The sequence below is a fragment of the Priestia sp. P1_B12_1 genome (assembly GCF_056406695.1).
In genome coordinates, this window is sequence record NZ_JBFTZR010000002.1 from 549,490 (window position 1) to 567,316 (window position 17,827).

16 protein-coding genes are annotated in these 17,827 nt (G+C 40.7%); 13 read left to right on the top strand and 3 right to left on the bottom strand.

Annotated features, from left to right (window positions below):
* Positions 1-20 precede the first annotated feature (20 nt).
* Positions 21-647 (bottom strand): GntR family transcriptional regulator, encoded by a 627-nt coding sequence (locus AC1D0Y_RS08250; RefSeq protein WP_028407811.1) that lies wholly within the window; start codon positions 645-647, stop codon positions 21-23.
* A gap of 292 nt (positions 648-939) precedes the next feature.
* On the opposite strand from AC1D0Y_RS08250, the gene garR reads away from it, so the two are divergent.
* The 4 genes from garR to AC1D0Y_RS08270 all read left to right on the top strand — a co-directional run bounded on the left by garR (position 940) and on the right by AC1D0Y_RS08270 (position 5,361).
* On the top strand, positions 940-1,842 hold the full coding sequence (gene garR, locus AC1D0Y_RS08255; protein ID WP_028414246.1) for a 2-hydroxy-3-oxopropionate reductase: 903 nt from the start codon (positions 940-942) through the stop codon (positions 1,840-1,842).
* Entirely contained in the window at positions 1,839-3,278 is a 1,440-nt protein-coding gene (locus AC1D0Y_RS08260) for a four-carbon acid sugar kinase family protein (protein WP_477707479.1), read from the top strand. Before garR ends, AC1D0Y_RS08260 begins: the two co-directional genes overlap by 4 nt.
* A 106-nt stretch (positions 3,279-3,384) precedes the next feature.
* Positions 3,385-4,743 (top strand): GntT/GntP/DsdX family permease, encoded by a 1,359-nt coding sequence (locus AC1D0Y_RS08265; protein ID WP_034271198.1) that lies wholly within the window; start codon positions 3,385-3,387, stop codon positions 4,741-4,743.
* A gap of 138 nt (positions 4,744-4,881) precedes the next feature.
* Entirely contained in the window at positions 4,882-5,361 is a 480-nt protein-coding gene (locus AC1D0Y_RS08270; RefSeq protein ID WP_407819092.1) for a competence protein ComK, read from the top strand.
* Positions 5,362-5,462: 101 nt separating this feature from the next.
* Here AC1D0Y_RS08270 and AC1D0Y_RS08275 read toward each other — a convergent pair whose 3' ends face one another.
* Positions 5,463-5,954, bottom strand: coding sequence for a sigma-70 family RNA polymerase sigma factor (locus tag AC1D0Y_RS08275; RefSeq protein ID WP_050691772.1), 492 nt, complete (start codon positions 5,952-5,954; stop codon positions 5,463-5,465).
* Between the two features lie 432 nt (positions 5,955-6,386).
* Between AC1D0Y_RS08275 and AC1D0Y_RS08280 the strand changes: the two genes are divergently transcribed.
* The 5 genes from AC1D0Y_RS08280 to AC1D0Y_RS08300 all read left to right on the top strand — a co-directional run bounded on the left by AC1D0Y_RS08280 (position 6,387) and on the right by AC1D0Y_RS08300 (position 12,200).
* On the top strand, positions 6,387-7,133 hold the full coding sequence (locus AC1D0Y_RS08280) for an SGNH/GDSL hydrolase family protein (protein ID WP_050691771.1): 747 nt from the start codon (positions 6,387-6,389) through the stop codon (positions 7,131-7,133).
* A gap of 604 nt (positions 7,134-7,737) precedes the next feature.
* Complete coding sequence (gene nirB, locus AC1D0Y_RS08285) at positions 7,738-10,152, top strand: nitrite reductase large subunit NirB (RefSeq protein WP_477707480.1); 2,415 nt, start codon at positions 7,738-7,740, stop codon at positions 10,150-10,152.
* A gap of 18 nt (positions 10,153-10,170) precedes the next feature.
* Positions 10,171-10,497 carry a nitrite reductase small subunit NirD gene (gene nirD, locus AC1D0Y_RS08290; protein WP_013055862.1) on the top strand — a complete coding sequence of 109 codons (327 nt, stop codon included), beginning with the start codon at positions 10,171-10,173 and terminating at the stop codon, positions 10,495-10,497.
* A gap of 71 nt (positions 10,498-10,568) precedes the next feature.
* Positions 10,569-11,339, top strand: coding sequence for a uroporphyrinogen-III C-methyltransferase (gene cobA / locus AC1D0Y_RS08295; RefSeq protein WP_477707481.1), 771 nt, complete (start codon positions 10,569-10,571; stop codon positions 11,337-11,339).
* Between the two features lie 24 nt (positions 11,340-11,363).
* Complete coding sequence (locus AC1D0Y_RS08300) at positions 11,364-12,200, top strand: formate/nitrite transporter family protein (RefSeq protein ID WP_328249274.1); 837 nt, start codon at positions 11,364-11,366, stop codon at positions 12,198-12,200.
* 216 nt (positions 12,201-12,416) lie between these two features.
* On the opposite strand, the gene AC1D0Y_RS08305 is transcribed toward AC1D0Y_RS08300, so the two are convergent.
* Positions 12,417-12,743 carry a cyclic-phosphate processing receiver domain-containing protein gene (locus AC1D0Y_RS08305; protein WP_098332225.1) on the bottom strand — a complete coding sequence of 109 codons (327 nt, stop codon included), beginning with the start codon at positions 12,741-12,743 and terminating at the stop codon, positions 12,417-12,419.
* Positions 12,744-13,198: 455 nt separating this feature from the next.
* Between AC1D0Y_RS08305 and AC1D0Y_RS08310 the strand changes: the two genes are divergently transcribed.
* From AC1D0Y_RS08310 to AC1D0Y_RS08325, 4 genes are all read left to right on the top strand, one after another.
* The gene (locus AC1D0Y_RS08310) at positions 13,199-14,176 is read left to right on the top strand and encodes a carbohydrate kinase family protein (protein ID WP_016763311.1); all 978 of its coding nucleotides are present in this window, start codon (positions 13,199-13,201) and stop codon (positions 14,174-14,176) included.
* Positions 14,177-14,636: 460 nt separating this feature from the next.
* Complete coding sequence (locus AC1D0Y_RS08315) at positions 14,637-15,500, top strand: GRP family sugar transporter (protein WP_014461163.1); 864 nt, start codon at positions 14,637-14,639, stop codon at positions 15,498-15,500.
* Between the two features lie 283 nt (positions 15,501-15,783).
* Positions 15,784-16,242 (top strand): VOC family protein, encoded by a 459-nt coding sequence (locus AC1D0Y_RS08320; RefSeq protein WP_477707482.1) that lies wholly within the window; start codon positions 15,784-15,786, stop codon positions 16,240-16,242.
* Between the two features lie 402 nt (positions 16,243-16,644).
* Positions 16,645-17,772, top strand: a complete 1,128-nt coding sequence (locus AC1D0Y_RS08325) for a DUF2087 domain-containing protein (RefSeq protein WP_477707483.1) — start codon at positions 16,645-16,647, stop codon at positions 17,770-17,772.
* The last annotated feature ends 55 nt before the right edge of the window (positions 17,773-17,827 follow it).

The window sequence follows — 17,827 nt, forward strand, 5'->3', positions numbered from 1 at the left end:
GCTGCCGATTGGCAGCTTTTTTATTGTCTTCTTTGAAGTAAATGCAGGCAAAACTCTAAGTCTTTTTGAAGATGCTCTTGCATTAACGCTTCCGCTTTTTCAGCATTGCGTTCTTTAATAGCTTTATAAATTTCTTCATGTTCGTCAATTAAAAACGGGCGGTTGTAAAATACGACCGTATGACGGAATAAGTAAATGATCGACTGCATGCGGTCGATGATATTAATCATGACGTCATTGTTGCTTGCGTTCACAATAATGGCGTGAAAACGTTCATTTGCGCTCATGATTTCTTCAAACGAGCCGTTTCTTCCTGTGTCTACGCATTCCTTTAATTCTTCTAATTCGTTATCAGATAAAAAAGTTGCGGCAGCTTTAGAAGCTGAGCCTTCTAGCAGCATTCGCACTTCAAACAAGTTGCGTAGATCTTTTTCTGTCGGCGACACCACTTTTTTTCGAACAATCAGTCCTTCATATTCTAAGCGTCTAATGGAATCACGAATCGGCGTTCGGCTGAATCCAAGCTCGCTCGCTAATTTTTCTTCGACGATTTTTGTACCGCCTTCAAGCTCACCGTTTAAAATTTTATCTCGAATCATCTCATAAGAAGGGTGATGAGACGAACGAGAACCTTGATTTCTTAACATACTCTACTTCACCTCTAGCATTCGACACGAGGAAATCTCGTCTCTTTCTCTCTTTATTTTTTATCATTTTGTACGCGTATACCCAAATCATACTATAACTTGTGAAAAGGTGGGACGGAAAGTTTCGTTTTTGGAAATAAATTTCATTTGAAAAAAGGCTAGACAAATAAATAAAATGCGAATATGATGAGTGTATACAAAATTATCAGAAATGTATACAAAAAATATTTTAACGTATACATTATTTTTTAAAACGTATTTGAAAACGTATACAACAAGGGGAGGAAACGAAATGACAAAACGCGTTGGATTTATTGGACTTGGAATTATGGGAAAACCGATGACACTCAATTTATTAAAAGCAGGCTTTGAGGTAACGGTTTACGATATTAATAAAGCAGCAGTAGAAGAAGTGAAAGCAGCAGGAGGATTTGGAGCAGAAAGTCTTGCTGAAGTTGCAGTGAACAGCGACGTGATGATCACGATGCTTCCGGCTTCACATCATGTAAAAAGCGTAGTTCTTGGAGAAGAAGGGTTGATTCATAGCGCCAAAGAAGGAAGCGTTATCATCGATATGAGTTCCATTTCACCGGTAGCATCAAAAGAAATTGCCGCTGAGCTTGCACAAAAAGGAATTCACATGCTAGACGCTCCCGTTAGCGGCGGAGAACCTAAAGCAATTGACGGTACGCTTGCGATTATGGTCGGAGGAAATGAGCATATCTTTGAAAGCGTTTCACCTATTCTTCATGCGATGGGAGCAGAAATAACGCTTGTTGGAGACAACGGAAGCGGCGTAACGGCTAAGCTTGCAAACCAAGTGATTGTAAACTTAAACATTGCAGCGATGTCTGAAGCACTTGTACTAGCAGCCAAAGCAGGCATTGACGTTGAAAAAATGTATCAAGCGATTCGCGGCGGATTAGCAGGAAGCGCTGTATTAGATGCAAAAGTACCGCTGATTTTAGACCGCAACTTTGTAGCAGGCGGACGCATTGATATTAACTTAAAAGATATGACAAACGTGATGGAAACGGCTCATGACATTGGCGTACCGCTTCCGCTTTCAAGTCAGCTTGTGGAAATTTTCCATGCGTTAAAAGTAGACGGAAAAGCAAGCGATGATCACGGCGGAATTGTACAGTACTATGAAAAGTTAGCAAATGTTGAAGTGAAAAAGAAGGTGGAAGCATGATTAAACAGCAGGAAAAACGTCTTGTAAGCGATGTGTTTAAAGACATTCCAGCGGTCGATGAGGCACTTGTACAAAAAATGCTCGACGAAGAGCTACTGACGTTTAATCAAAAAATCATCGTACTGGATGATGATCCAACGGGTGTTCAAACGGTTAACGGTATTTCCGTCTATACAGACTGGAGCAAAGAGAGCATCAAGCAAGGATTTTTAGAAGAAAACTCCATGTTTTTTATTCTAACGAATTCACGCGGATTTACCGCTTCTGAAACGGAAAAAGCCCACGCGGACATTGCCGCTGTTATTACAGAAGTAGCGGCTGAAGTAGATAAAGAGTTTTTAATTATCAGCAGAGGTGATTCGACTCTTCGCGGTCACTATCCGTTAGAAACAGAAGTGTTAAAGAAAACGGTTGAACAGCATTCCAATCAAGTGCTTGACGGCGAAGTGATCTTTCCTTTCTTTAAAGAAGGCGGACGATTCACAGTTGATAACATTCACTACGTGCAGGATGAAGACTACTTAGTGCCGGCAGGAGAAACGGAGTTTGCAAAAGACCGTACGTTTGGCTACAGTAAATCTCATTTAGGCGAGTGGGTGGAAGAAAAGTCAGAAGGAAAATTCAAAGCAAGTCATACGACGTATATTTCGCTCACGAGCATTCGTGCCCTTGATTTAGTGACGATTACAAATCAGTTAATGGAAGTGAAAGACTTTAACAAAGTAATCGTGAACGCAGTGGATTATGTGGACGTGAAAGTTGTGACGATTGCGCTTCTTCGCGCGATGAAGCTTGGAAAGCACTTTATGTATCGAAGTGCTGCAGCTTTAACAAAAGTAATGGGCGGCGTGAGCGACAAAGACCTTTTAACAAAAGAAGAGCTCATTAAAGAAAAGTCGTCAAACGGCGGATTAATTATGGTTGGTTCGCATGTTAAAAAAACAACAGAGCAGTTAGAAGAATTGAAGAAATGCAGCTTCATTGAATTTATTGAATTTGATTGTCATCTTGTCTTAGAACCTGAAAAGTTTGAAGAAGAAGTGAATCGTATTATCAATGAAGCAGAGAAGCTTATTTCACAAGGTCAAACGGTAGCTGTGTATACAAGACGCGAGCGCTTAGATCTTGGCGAAGGCAAAAAAGAAGAAGAGCTTAAATTATCGGTAAAAATTTCAGATGCGGTTACAAGCATTGTTCGCCGCTTAAACGTTCGTCCAAACTTTATCGTCGCAAAAGGCGGCATTACGTCAAGTGATATTGGCGTAAACGGCTTATCCGTAAAGCGCGCGACGGTTGCTGGCCAAATCAAACCCGGCATTCCGGTATGGGTAACAGGAGAGGAAAGCAAGTTTCCAGGCATTGCGTACATCATTTTCCCTGGAAACGTCGGAGCCAAAACAACGCTTCGTGAAACGGTTGAATTACTAAGTAAATAGGAAGAAGTGAACGTACGAGGTGCGTTCACTTTAGAAAATATTTGAAAGCGTATACATTATTTGGATGTACGTACATGAAAAATGGTCACACTAAGGGGATGAACATATGAATTCAGTATTCGGATTAAGTCATGAAGCAAGTCTTTTGCTGTATGCAATTGTATCGATCGTTGGACTTATCTTTTTAATTGCTAAGTTTAAAACAAATCCGTTCGTAGCGCTAATTCTCGCGGCCTTGTTTATGGGTCTTATTTCAGGAATGAAGCTGCCTGATATCGTAACGGCTTTTCAAGAAGGAGTAGCGAGCGTCTTAGGATTTATCGCGATTGTTCTTGGTCTTGGAACGATGTTAGGTAAAATGATGGCAGAGTCAGGCGGAGCCGAGCGTATTGCCCGCACGTTAATTAAAGTATTTGGTGAAAAGAACGTACACTGGGCAATGATGGTTGTAGCCGTTATTTGCGGTATCCCGGTCTTTTTCCAAGTTGGTGTTGTGTTATTAATTCCGCTTGTGTTTGTAATTGCTAAGCATACGGGTACGTCACTTATTAAAATCGGTTTATCACTAATTGCCGGTTTAGCCGTTGTTCACAGTTTGGTACCTCCACATCCAGCAGCGATGCTAGCGGTGGATATCTTTAAAGCAGATTTAGGTAAAACGATTTTGTATTCATTAGTTGTGGCATTTCCAGCTGCAGCCGTGGCAGGTCCGATTTACGGATCGTTCATTTCACGCCGTGTTCACGTAGAGCCAACGGGTGAAATTATGGAGCAGTTCACAGAGTCAAAGCATAAAGATCTTCCTGGCTTCGGAATTACGTTATTCACGATTTTACTACCGGTACTATTAATGCTTTTAGCAACAATCACTGGGTTTGTTTATCCAGAAACAAGTACGATTCGTTACGTAACAAACTTTATCGGAAGTCCAATCGTTGCGCTATTGATTTCTCTAGTGTTTGCTTTCTATTCGTTCGGTTTTGCAAGAGGATACAACAAAGATGATTTATTAAAATTCACAAACGAATGTCTTGGACCGGTTGCTTCGATTATTTTAATCATCGGTGCAGGCGGCGGTTTTAATAAAATTTTAACAGCAAGCGGTGTAGGTGACGCAATTGCAGGATTTGCTCAAGATGCACATCTTTCTCCTATCGTACTAGCGTTTGTGATTGCAGGGTTAATTCGTGCAGCAGTTGGTTCAGCAACAGTAGCAATGACAACAGCAGCAGGTATTGTAGCACCAATTGCAGCAACAATGCCAAACGTAAGCCCAGAGCTATTGGTGCTAGCAACAGGCGCAGGTTCTGTAATGCTATCACACGTAAATGATTCTGGCTTCTGGTTAATTAAAGAATTCTTCAATATGTCAGTGGCTCAAACGTTAAAAACGTGGACAGTGATGGAAACGATTCTATCATTTGCAGCGTTTGCAATGGTTCTTATTTTAGACATTTTTATTTAAAAGAAAAGCGCTGAAACCAGCGCTTTTTTCTTTAATACAAAATAAATTCATAATATTTCAAATAATGAGAAAAAAGACTAGATTTTCCCCTTTTCGATAGTATAGAATAGTTATAAAGTAGCAAAAGGGGGTAGATGTATGACAAATGTTGAAAATTATCAAATTGGTTTGACGACAAAAGCATTAATTCCAGTGAATGATCCTATTCACCGCACAAAGGTTTTGGATGCAGCAGGAGAATACATGCTAAGAAAGACGTGTAAGCAATTATTAGAAGAAGCGTGCATTCGAGAATTAAGTACGTTTAAGGGGTCCATTGCCGCCGTTAGAAAAATGTTTCCATACAAACAGCTTACGCCGCTTGTTATTAATCGTTCACAAGCCCTCATTGCGTTTCCGACATCTTCGCCAAACGACTATAGCTGCGCCTGGATTTTTGCCTCTCATGTTCATACTTCACGTACGCTTGCTTCAGTTCATTCACCCTCTATGCTGATTCACTTCAAAGACGGAACGTTCATCCCAGTGAAGCTTTCTTATTATAGTTTAGAAAAAAAGCTGGCCAGAGCGGCTGTGATTCGCAATTATTGTTTAGAAAGTCCGCTTGTCTTGGCATAATGCGTTCGATTTATCGAATAAACTTGTCCTACATATGAACAATCGTTTGGACTACACATATGAACGGAAGGAGGAAGCTTATGATAAGCTTCCTCCTTTTCTTACTCCTGAAGAAGCGAGGTCTTTAGCTTTTTGCGAGCTGCTTTTCCCCAGTTTTTAACGGCTCCCGTGGAGACTCCGTATTTGCAGGCAATATCTTTATACGAGTAGCCTTCTAGCAGATGTTCAATTACATAGATTTTTTCTCTTCCTGTTAAGTGTTCGATATGCTGCTTGATGATTTCACTTTCTAGCGGAACGGGAAGAGCGGGATCTTCATTTAGTGAAAGCAGGTTCTGCTCAGCCGGTGTTTCGCGTTCTTCGTATAAAATGGTGCCTTTTAAATGAGAAAGGATCGTACCGCGCACGGTTGTGTAGGCATAAGCAGAAAAAGATCCTTTGCTTTCGTCAAATTTTTGATACGCTCTCCATAAACCAATCAACGCAACTTGATAATATTCGTCGTAGTCTTTGTAAATATGAAATTTTTTAATCATCGACACAATTAATGGATGAAAAGATGAAGCGATTTGATCAAACGAGCTTTTTTGCATGTGGCATTCCTTTTTCAAAAACGCGTTTTTGCTGTATTCCGCCGGTATCTCTACTGTACAAGGGGAAGATCACATGTGCGAATGAACGTACATTATGTTTTCTTTTTAAGAAACGTGACGTAATTTCCCCGGAAACTTCACGTTTCGCTAGGAAATATGCGAAGTATACGTGTATTTGTAGAGATTTTACGTACGAAAGGTCCCCCATTCCAAATTCTACTAATCTATACTGTTTATATATCTATTATCGATGTAGCGACTCTACCATCAAGGAAGAGCGGTGATGGTAGAGTTGCTAGACCTATCCGGATAGGTACCTATCCGGATAGGTGGACCTTTGAGGGGATATTCGCAGGAGCTACTAATTTTGAGTTCTTCTTTATGAAAGCAATTTGCTGAGATTGTAAGAAGAACTTGTAAAGGGGAGATTGAATGAAGGCGATGGTTGGGGTAAATGTGGCGGCGGCTGTTTTGTGCGGTGCGGTGATGTATGCGGGGACGCAGCACTGGCAGGAGCAAACGGAAGCGCAGGCAAGTGAAGTAAAAACTGCTGTTGTACATAAAGAAAAACAGTTTTCTGATGTATCTGCTTATACAAAAAATCTTCCAGACTTTATCACAAAGCAAATCCAGTCATCTATCGCAAATAAAAAGCCTCTGACTCTTGTAATTGCCACATCCGCAAAGGAAGCAGGGTGGCCTCAGCAGTTAAAAAAAGAGCTAGCAGCTACATATGGAAGCGATGTATTTAAGGTTAAAACACTTTCATATGGTAACGGCACAACGGATGAACTGTTATCCTCACATATTACCGATCAAATTGATCAACTTCAGCCAAACATTATTCTGTTTGAAGCACCTCTTAAAAATGATTATCAGCACCTTGCGCTAGATGAGACGCTTGAAAATACAGACAAGCTCATTCATCAGCTCAAAGACTTGAAAAAAACCCTTATGGTTCAGCCGTCACAGCCATATATTTCACAAACGGAGTCCTATGAAGAAGGGGTAGAAGCGATCAGAGGAGTCTCTGAAGCAAACTGGGTATATTATATGAATCACTCGCTGATTTGGCCGTTTCATTTGGGAGAGTATATAAATAAAGACAGCGGTAATTTAACGAAAAAAGGAAATGAAGTGTGGGGAGAGTACGTTGTGAATTGGTTTACGGGAAAATAAAAAACAAGCCCTATTTGAAAAGGAATAGGGCTTGTTTTTTATAATTTTATTAGATTATGACTTTTCCTCGTTTTATAGTAATAGCTTTTTGTATCTCTACACTTATAAAGCTTAAAGCCAAAGATCTCTAAAGGAGTCCAAAGTTTTTTAATGTTTACGAGTGGCATTTTAATTCTCCGTTCTGTTCTTTATAAAGGTCTATATATTCATTATAAAGAATACGAGAGTAATAGTAAATACTATAAAGAACGGTTTATTTAAAAAATTCTTTATAAAGAACTTCGTAGTTTTTATTTTTGGCTGATCAACATTTAGGAGTGATTTTTATCATAGCTCAGGTTATTTATTCTTGCTACATTAATGTTGTGAAAAACATCACAAAAAAATGCAAAGGATGATCTCAATTAATACGTAATTAGACCATTTATTTTTTTTGCTTGCTGTTAAAGCAATGGAATCGCATACATACCATAACTGTGTTAGATAATCTAACACATAAGTTGAACGATTCAGAAAATTCATATATCTTAAATGTATCTTTAAAGATGCATAGGAAATATATCTTTGAAACAAGCAGGTATAGACGCCAGGGGAGGAATGGAAGATGCAAAAAAAGAAACTCGTATTGATTGGAAATGGAATGGCTGGAGTTCGAGCGATTGAAGAAGTATTGAAGGTTTCAAGCGAAGCGTTTGAAATTACGATTTTCGGAAGCGAGCCGCATCCGAACTATAATCGTATTTTACTATCAAAAGTGCTGCAAGGAGATACGAATGTTGAAGACATTACGTTAAACGATTGGAACTGGTATCAAGAAAACAATATTACATTATATACGGGCGAAACGGTTACTAGTATCGATTCGATAAAAAAAGAAGTCGCGACAAACAGCGGCAGAGTAGAATCGTATGATGAGTTGATTTTAGCAACGGGCTCTCTTCCTTTTATTCTTCCGATTCCAGGGTCTGATAAAAAAGGAGTTACGGCTTTTCGAGATATAAAAGACACGGACGAAATGCTGCAGGCTTCTCAGCAGTATAAAAAAGCAGCGGTTATTGGAGGCGGACTCCTTGGATTAGAAGCAGCGCGCGGACTGTTAAATTTGGGGATGGACGTATCTGTGATTCATTTAGCTCCGTATTTAATGGAACGCCAGCTTGATCCAACAGCCGGCAAACTGCTTCAAAACGAATTAGAAAAACAAGGCATGAAGTTTTTGCTTGAAAAACAAACGGCGGAAATCGTCGGCGATGAGCGAGTTGAAGGATTATCTTTTAAAGATGGGACGTTTTTAGACGCTGATTTAGTCGTGATGGCCGTTGGAATTAAGCCAAATGTTCAGCTTGCAAAAGCAGCGGGACTTACCGTAAACCGAGGAATTGTTGTAAATGACTATATGCAAACGGATATCCCAAACATCTACGCTGTCGGAGAATGTGCAGAGCATAGAGGAATGGTATACGGGCTTGTGGCACCTCTGTATGAACAAGGAAAAGCATTAGCAAAAGCGATTTGCGGGGCAGAAAAAGTCCCTTATGAAGGATCGGTTTTATCCACGCAGCTAAAAGTATCAGGTGTTGAAGTGTTCTCAGCAGGAGACTTCACGGAAGATGAAGAGAAAAAAGCGATCAAAGTGTTCGATGAACAAGACGGCATTTATAAAAAGCTTGTTTTGCGAGGCAATCAAATCGTAGGAGCCGTTCTTTTTGGAGACAGCAGCGACGGAAATCGACTGTTTTCAATGATTCAAAAGCAAGAAGATGTATCCGATGTCGCAAAAGTGTCGATTTTACAGCCATCTGGCGGTAACGCAGGTGAAAGCTTAGTAGCAAGCATGAGCGCCGATGATATTATTTGCGGCTGTAACGGCGTAACAAAAGGTACGATTGTGGAAGCTATCCAAAAACAAGGATGCTCATCGGTTGATGAAATCAAAGCTTGTACAAGTGCCTCTCGTTCTTGCGGAGGATGTAAACCGCTTGTAGCGGAAGTGCTTCAGCATACTCTTGGCGCTGACTTTGACGCGGCGGTGCAAAAAGAAGCGATTTGCGGCTGTACGACTCTGTCACGAGATGAAGTTGTCGAAGAGATTAAAGCAAAAGGCCTTTCGCATACGCGTGAAGTGATGAATGTGCTCGGATGGAATAATGAAGAAGGCTGTTCGAAATGTCGTCCGGCTCTAAATTATTATTTAGGTATGGTGAATCCAACCGGATACGTTGATGAACGCGAATCGCGATTTGTGAATGAACGCATGCACGCAAATATTCAAAAAGACGGTACGTATTCTGTAGTTCCTCGCATGTACGGAGGCGTCACAAATGCAGAAGATTTACGAAAAATTGCCGATGTTGTTGATAAATATGAAATTCCGCTCGTAAAAGTGACGGGTGGTCAGCGTCTTGATTTGTTTGGCGTTAAAAAAGAAGATTTGCCTAGCGTATGGGAAGAGTTAGATATGCCTTCTGGCTACGCGTACGGTAAGTCGCTGCGGACGGTGAAAACATGCGTGGGCGAACAGTTTTGCCGTTTTGGCACGCAGGATTCAATGGGCGTTGGAATTACGCTTGAGAAAAAATTTGAAGGACTATGGACGCCTCATAAAGTGAAAATGGCTGTATCCGCTTGTCCGAGAAGCTGTGCTGAGTCAGGTATTAAAGATATTGGGTTTATTGGAATTGACGGCGGCTGGGAAATTTACGTAGGCGGAAATGGAGGTACGCATCTTCGCGGCGGAGATTTATTGTATAAAGTAAAAACAGACGAAGAATTGATGGACATCACAGGAGCTTATTTGCAGTATTACCGAGAAACGGCTAATTACTTAGAGCGTACGTCTGCATGGATTGAGCGCATGGGACTTTCGCACATTCAGTCCGTGCTTGATGACGCTGAGACGAGAAGAGAGCTGAATATGCGTATGGACGAAGCGCTATCTACGTACCGTGATCCTTGGAAAGAAATCGTTGAAAGCAAAAAGACGAAAAAAGAGCTGTTCGAAACAGTTGTCACATCATAAAGCTGGGGGGAAATAAAGATGGTGAATAAAAACATTACAAAAGTATGCGTAGGATCGATTCATGATTTTCCGGTAAGCCTAGGTAAAACAGTGAAAGTAAACGGAAAAGAAATTGCGGTGTTTAAGCTATCAAGCGGAAAAATACGGGCAATTGAAAATCGCTGTCCGCATAAAGGCGGGGTGTTAAGTGAAGGAATCGTGAGCGGCGACTCGGTGTTCTGTCCGATGCACGACTGGAAAATTTGCTTGCATGACGGTAACGTGCAAGAGCCTGACAGCGGATGTGTCGATACGTACGAAGCGTCTGTTGAAGGAGATTTACTGTATCTTTTAATTGAAGAATAAGTACCGTGGCGCGTTGATTTTCAACGCGCCACAAAAATTCAAGGGGACACACTAAAAGGAGCGAAGCAAAAATGAGAACAGGAAAAGTGTACATTGTAGGAGCCGGACCAGGAGATCCAGATTTACTAACGATAAAAGCAGCCAAATGTTTAGAAAAAGCAGATGTTATTTTATACGACCGATTAGTGAACCCTGTTCTTCTTCAGTATGCAAAAGAAGGAGCCGAACTCGTCTACTGCGGGAAAAAGCCTGGTGATCACTGCGTTTCTCAAGAGGATATTCATGATTTGCTTGTATTCTACGCAAGAAAAGGAAACACCGTCGTACGGTTAAAAGGCGGAGATCCGTTTATTTTCGGAAGAGGCGGTGAAGAAGCAGAAGTGCTCGCTCAGCATAGAATTCCATTTGAAATCGTTCCGGGTATTACAGCGGGCATCGCGGCGCCGGCTTATGCTGGAATTCCTGTGACGCATCGTGAGCTGAGCCGTTCGTTTGCCGTTGTGACGGGACACTGTTTAAGCGGCAAGCCGGAAAGTATTCGCTGGGAGCATTTAGCAAAAGGAGTTGATACGCTTGCGATTTATATGGGCGTTAAAAACTTGCCGTATATTTGCCGTCAGCTTTTAGACGCTGGAAAAAGCGCGGATACGCCGGTCGCTCTTATTGAACAAGGCACGTCGCTTTATCAGCGCACGGTTACAGGCACGCTTGGTACAATCGTAGATACGGCTGCAGAGCAGCAAGTCAGCAATCCCGCGATGATTGTGATTGGTGAAGTGGTGAAGCAAGCTTCTGTTCTTTCTTGGTTTTTGGAAAAAACAGAAGAAAAAGTATGCGTCTAAGATGAATAAAAGGAGGAAACGCTTTTGCTTAAGAATTCACTGCAGTCAATGAATGAGTTAGCCCGTGAAAAAACGAAGCTTGTGAATGATCATTTACCGAGTTATTTGCTGTTAGCGATGCTTGCGGGTGCTTACGTAGGGCTTGGCGTTATATTAGCTCTATCGGTAGGAGCGCCTTTAGCTTCTGCTTCTTTACCGGTCGTTTCTCTTGTGATGGGGTTATCATTTGCTGTTGCTCTCCTGCTTGTTGTATTTGCAGGAGCTGAATTGTTTACGGGAAATCATATGATTTATACGGTCAGTACGCTATCGGGAGTCACGACATGGAAAGATACGTTCAAAAACTGGACGTGGTGTTTTATCGGAAATGCGATAGGAGCGTTTGGGCTTTGTTTGTTAATTACCGGAACCGGTTTGTTTAAAGGAATTGAACCGAATCATTTACTCATGACGCTGGCAGCTAAAAAAATGAATTTGCCGGTCAGTGAATTGTTTTTTCGCGGCATCCTTTGCAACTGGCTTGTTTGTCTGGCGATTTGGACCGCTTCGCGCACTAAAAGCGATGCAGCAAAGATCATGCTTATTTTTTGGATGCTGTTTGCATTTGTTGCTTCAGGATACGAGCACAGCGTGGCAAATATGACGTTTCTTGGCCTAGCTTTATTGCTTCCGCATCCTGATGCGATTTCAGCTGCTGGACTATTTCATAATTTAATTCCTGTTACGCTCGGAAACATCGTAGGGGGAGGTCTGTTTGTGGGAAGCATTTACTGGTTCGTGAACGCTAGGCAGCTAAAAGAAAACGCAAAACAGCCGGCTGCTCTCTCACCTGACTTGAGTTCTGCTAAACTGTCTAAATAGCAAAAAACCGCCCTTTGTACCATATAGTCTGCTTTTAAAGCTAACATAACGGTATTTTAGAGCGGTTTTCTTCTATATAATATAAACTGCTTAAAGCGTATTCACATCTATACGTATCGAACAAGCAGTATTGTTCTTCATTTTATAGAAACAGGAAGTCTGTGAGAATTGAATCCGGACAGATTCTGTTGAAATGAATGTGTGAGGGTGCAGGTCTCATCGAAGAGGCAGAGGGCATCTTAGAATTTTAATGTTGTTTGGCATTTTATGCTCTTTTTGAGCATCTTTAAAGCAGTTGTACATTGCTTTGCTGCCTAAGTGATTAGCGGAGTGAATCGTAATTCGATCGGCATATAAATGATGCTTTACCATAAAATGCACGAGCATTAATCCATTCCGTGTCTTGCTGAGTAAATCGTGATCGAGTGACAAATGTTCAACATCGAATGCTCTTAGCAGGTCAATACATTCGTCAATCGTTTCGGCTAAAACATGACCGTCAGGGCACTTGCGATAGTCGTCTAGAAAAACATTGATTTTCATGACTGATTCTCCCTTCCTTGCCTTGTATTTAGTGTAACATACATAATGTCATATACCTACCTAAGTCTATTCGACACGTTTTAAGCTATTCCTTCTTAAATAGGGGTAAAAACACGAATTTTTATCATTATTTGCATATTCACGGCGAATAAACAGGAAATAAGGAAAGAGATGTCGAACGAAAAGTAAATAAATAAACAGTTTAAACTGGAAATTAACTTTTTTTATTCTGTGATCTTTGTTTAACAAGGTCTTTTAAATCCCAGATTTAACAAGGGATGGAAAAGGTTTAATGAATAAAAGATTGTGAGAAAAAAACGATAATTTGCGATTTTTTTAAAATAAATTGGAAATTTCTCTTTACGAAAAAGATGTTTGGGACGTATAATTTGATTTAAGGATTTTTTGGAACATAGTATGACAATATGACAAAAAAGAAAAGTAAGGTGAATAGAATGGGTAAGTTATTTAGTATCGGTGAAGTATTAATTGATATGATTCCAGCTCAAAAGGGTCTTCAATTGAAAGAAGTGGAATCGTTTACGCGTGTGCCAGGCGGAGCGCCGGCAAACGTTGCAGCAGTTGTTGCTACATACGGTAATGAGTCAGCGCTTATTACAAAAGTTGGAGAAGATGCGTTTGGAGACTTTCTAGTAGACACGCTTCGTGAAGTAGGAGTAGGTACTGATATGGTCTATCGTACAGAAGAAGCAAACACAGCTTTAGCTTTCGTTTCACTGCGTGAAGACGGAGAAAGAGATTTCAGCTTCTATCGTAATCCTTCAGCAGATTTATTGCTAACAGAAGACGAAATTAACCCTGATTGGTTTGCAAGCAACGATGTTCTTCACTTCTGTTCGGTTGATTTAGTTGAAAGCCCTATGAAATACGCTCATATGAAAGCGATTAAAAGCATGAAAGAAAAAGGCGGCGTTATCAGCTTTGATCCAAATGTACGTCTTCCACTGTGGAAAGATCATGAGCTATGCCGTCAAACAATTTTAGAATTTATTCCTCAAGCGCACATTGTCAAAATTTCAGACGACGAGCTAGCGTTTATCACAGGCATTGAAGATGAACAGCAAGCGATTCAGTCTCTATTTACAGGTGACGTTCAAGTAGTTGTGTTCACAAAAGGTGCAGAAGGCGCAACGCTTTATACAAAAGAAGCTGTCTATGAATCAAACGGTTACAAAGTAGCGGTTGTTGATACAACAGGTGCAGGAGATGCGTTTATTGGCGGATTCCTTTATCAGCTATTAAGCCGAGATGTGTCACAAGAAAACTTAACGGCTATTCTTGACTCTGACCACGACGCTATTTTGCGCTTTGCAAATGCAAGCGGTGCCTTAACGACAACTGGAAAAGGTGCAATCAGTTCGATTCCAGCCAAAGAAGTAGTAGAGCAATTTTGTAAGCCTGTAGCTAACTAAAATGAAAAGGCTTTATCTCTTCTTATTTTCAATCAGCAGAGGCGTCTGTTTCTGCTGATTGCAGATCACATAAGAGGAAGAAGCGAGCTGCGGAGTAAGAAGAAAAAAAATTTTTCTGTTTTTAAAAAATAATCAAAAAAATTTCTAGCTAAATAATAAATGTTCGTGTTAGTATAATACGAGCAGCAAGAAATAGCAGTTTTACCACCATTTATGAAAACGTTATATATTTATCGATGTAGGAAATTTAATAGGATCAAAGAGCGACCCTATTAAATTTTCTAGACCTAAGCGGATGATGCCTCCCTTGCGGGGTAGGCATCATCCGCGTAAGTGGACCTTTGGGGGAATATTCGAGGGAGTATAAGTGCTTGGCTCTTTGCCCTTGATGAGAGAAAAGCAGCAGGTCGTTACATACGATGTACATAGATTAGAAATAGGAAAGTAGGTTAAGAGAAAGATGGATATTTTGCTAGGTGTTCTTCCTTCCGTTGCGTGGGGAAGCATGATTTTAGTTAGTATGAAGATGGGCGGTGGACCTTACAGTCAAACGCTGGGAACAATTATTGGAGCTTTGATTCTTTCATTTGTTCAGTTTATGATTGTGCAGCCGGTGTTAACGCCAACGCTCGTTATTGTCGGAATTGTTTCAGGTTTGTTCTGGTCAGTAGGTCAAAGCAATCAGTTTAAAAGTGTTCCATACCTTGGTGTTTCAAAGTCAATGCCGATTTCAACGGGTATGCAATTAGTATCAACAGCTCTTTTTGGTGTTATTGTATTTAAAGAATGGTCAACGCTTCAAACGATTGTACTTGGATCTATTGCGATTCTTTTAATACTAGCAGGCGTTGTGCTTTCTTCATTAGACGGTAAAAAAGAAGGAGCACAAGGGACTCCAGGACAAACGAAAAAAGGAGTTATCACTCTTATCATTTCAAGTCTTGGGTTCTTAGTTTACGTAGTTATCGCACGTATCTTCAACGTAGACGCATGGGCAGCTTTATTCCCGCAAGCAATCGGTATGTTAATTGGCGGCTTAATCATTACATACAAACATAAGCCATTTAACAAATATACGATTCGTAATATCTTACCAGGTCTAATCTGGGCATCTGGAAACATGTTCTTATTCTTATCTCAATCAAGACTAGGCGTAGCAACAAGCTTTTCATTATCGCAAATGGGTATCGTTATTTCAATTTTTGGCGGTATTGTCTTCTTGGGAGAAAAGAAAACAAAGCGTCAATTATTCTATGTATCTCTTGCGAGTGTACTGATTATTTCAGGCGGTATCTGTATCGGCCTCGCAAAAGCCCACGCTTAATTTATCGATGTAGAAAAACCCCCATGGCTAAAGTACAGCCATGGGGGTTTTTCTAGAACTAAGGGTTTGAGGCACCCCTTGCGGGGTAGCCTCAAACCCTTAGTGAAGGTCAAAACCTTAGTAGAAACCAAATCTTAGTGTTCTTCAGTGCTCTTCGGAATTTCAAGGCTGCATGTTTATGTTGGGGTTTCTCATTCTTAAGGCTGATTGTTTTTCATTCTTTGTTAGGAAGCTGTTTGGTGTGAGATGGCTTATAGTAGGAGAAAAGGATGGAGGAGAGGCTATGATTAAGAGTATTTATGAGACGCATGTGCACGTTCGGAGTTTGGAGGATTCGATTGAGTTTTATAGACGTCTTGGGCTGACGTTTGTTCATCGAGTTGAAGAGAGGCGCTGTGCTTTTTTCTTTGTTGGGGAACAAAAGCAGATGCTTGGGCTTTGGGAAACCGATGAAAAAGAGTTGAAAAGAAGTCATTTTGCTTTTGGTATTGAAGCAGCGGATATTCATGAAGCATTAACATGGCTGCGTTCAAAAGGTATTGAACCGGAAGAGACGTCGTTTGGAAAGCCGCAGATAGAGCCGATTGTTCATACGTGGATGCCGGCAGCGTGCGTGTATTTTAATGACCCTGACGGTAACAGTTTGGAGTTAATTACACTTTTAGATGATAAGCCCGTTATATCTAAGGATTTTCCTTATTTAAGTGAATGGAATAAAGAGACCGGAACGAAATTATTTTAGCTCAAGTGAAAAACGAACCATTGATCAACGTGTTTGATTCGTGGTTCGTTTTTTTAGTTATGGTAAACGTAGGTTTCATGTGTGTAGGTTTTTCTAGCAGTTGATTAGAGGGCAAGGCGAAGACTCCTGCGGGAAAAGCGGAAGGGGTGAGACCCGCAGGAGCGAAAGCGACGAGGAGGCGCAGCGCCCGCCCGCGGAAAGCGAAGTCTTGCATGGAAATTAACTGCGGTGTCATAAGCGATCTATACGAGCTTGTGTATCCCGTTTGTTCATCTTTAGGTTGGATTCATTTCGTTATGTCTCAACTTTTTTATGTATCATAAACGTAAGATTGACATAATAATAAACATATAATATATTTGTTTATAAATTAATAAACAAATAAGAAAGGTGTCTATTTAAATGGTAAACGATTTGTTTTGGGAATCATCTTTTGAAGAGATGAAAAAAGGGTACGGGGAAAGCGAAGATCACTATCACTGCTTACTGTGCGGTGAAAGCATTGAAAAAGGCATTATTTATCCGGTGGAAGGTGTTTTTTATGAAGCAAAACGCTATATGAAGCTTCATGTGGAACAGCAGCACGGATCTGTATTTCAACATTTAATAGAGCTAGATAAAGAGGTAACGGGTCTGTCTGATCATCAAAAAAATTTAGTGAAGTTTTTTAAAGAAGGAAAAAGCGATAGTGATATTCAAAAAGAAATGGGAATCGGCAGTTCATCGACCATTCGGAATCACCGCTTTACGTTAAAGAAAAAAGAGCGTCAGGCAAAAGTGTTTTTAACGCTGATGGAACTGTTGAACGACGGGGAAGAAGAGAAGGCGGTATCCGTAACAAATACGACGCCTAGAAGAAGTCAGCGCTACAGCGTCAGTGATGAAGAACGTGAAAATATTTTAGCGAAGAATTTTCCGCAAGGTTTAAACGGACCTCTTCGCACCTTTCACTTGCAAGAAAAACACCGTCTTATTGTTCTTGAAGAGTTAAGCGGGCATTTTGATGTTGGAACAACGTATACCGAAAAAGAAGTAAATGATAGGTTAGCACCTTTTTATGACGACTACGCCGTGCTGAGACGCTATTTAATTGAGTACGGTTTCTTAGAGCGCAGCGCAGACGGAAGCAGCTACTGGAGAAAAGGAGAGACAGAGATGAGCGAAAAAGACTATAAAAAGCAAATGAAGCAGCTAGCGAAAGAAGTAAAAACAGAAGGCAGCGTGTATCAAATAAAAAACCTTCACAACGATAAGATTTACATTAGCTCTACGCCTAACATCAAAACGTTAAACGGCGTAAAGTTCACGTTAAAGACGAATACTCATCAAAATAAAGAGCTTCAAAAAGAGTGGAATACGTACGGAGCGGATGCTTTTTCAATTGAGATGCTGGAAACGATTAAAAGAGAAGAAGAAAAAGCACTTTCAAAAAAGGATTTGCTGAAACTGGAAGCGAAATGGTTAGAGAAGCTGCAGCCTTACGGCGAAAAAGGCTATCATTCGCCGAAAGCTGATACAAAGGAGAAATAGGTGTGAAGAATCAAGATGTTAAAAGTGAAGCAGTGGAATCAGAAAAATCCGTCAG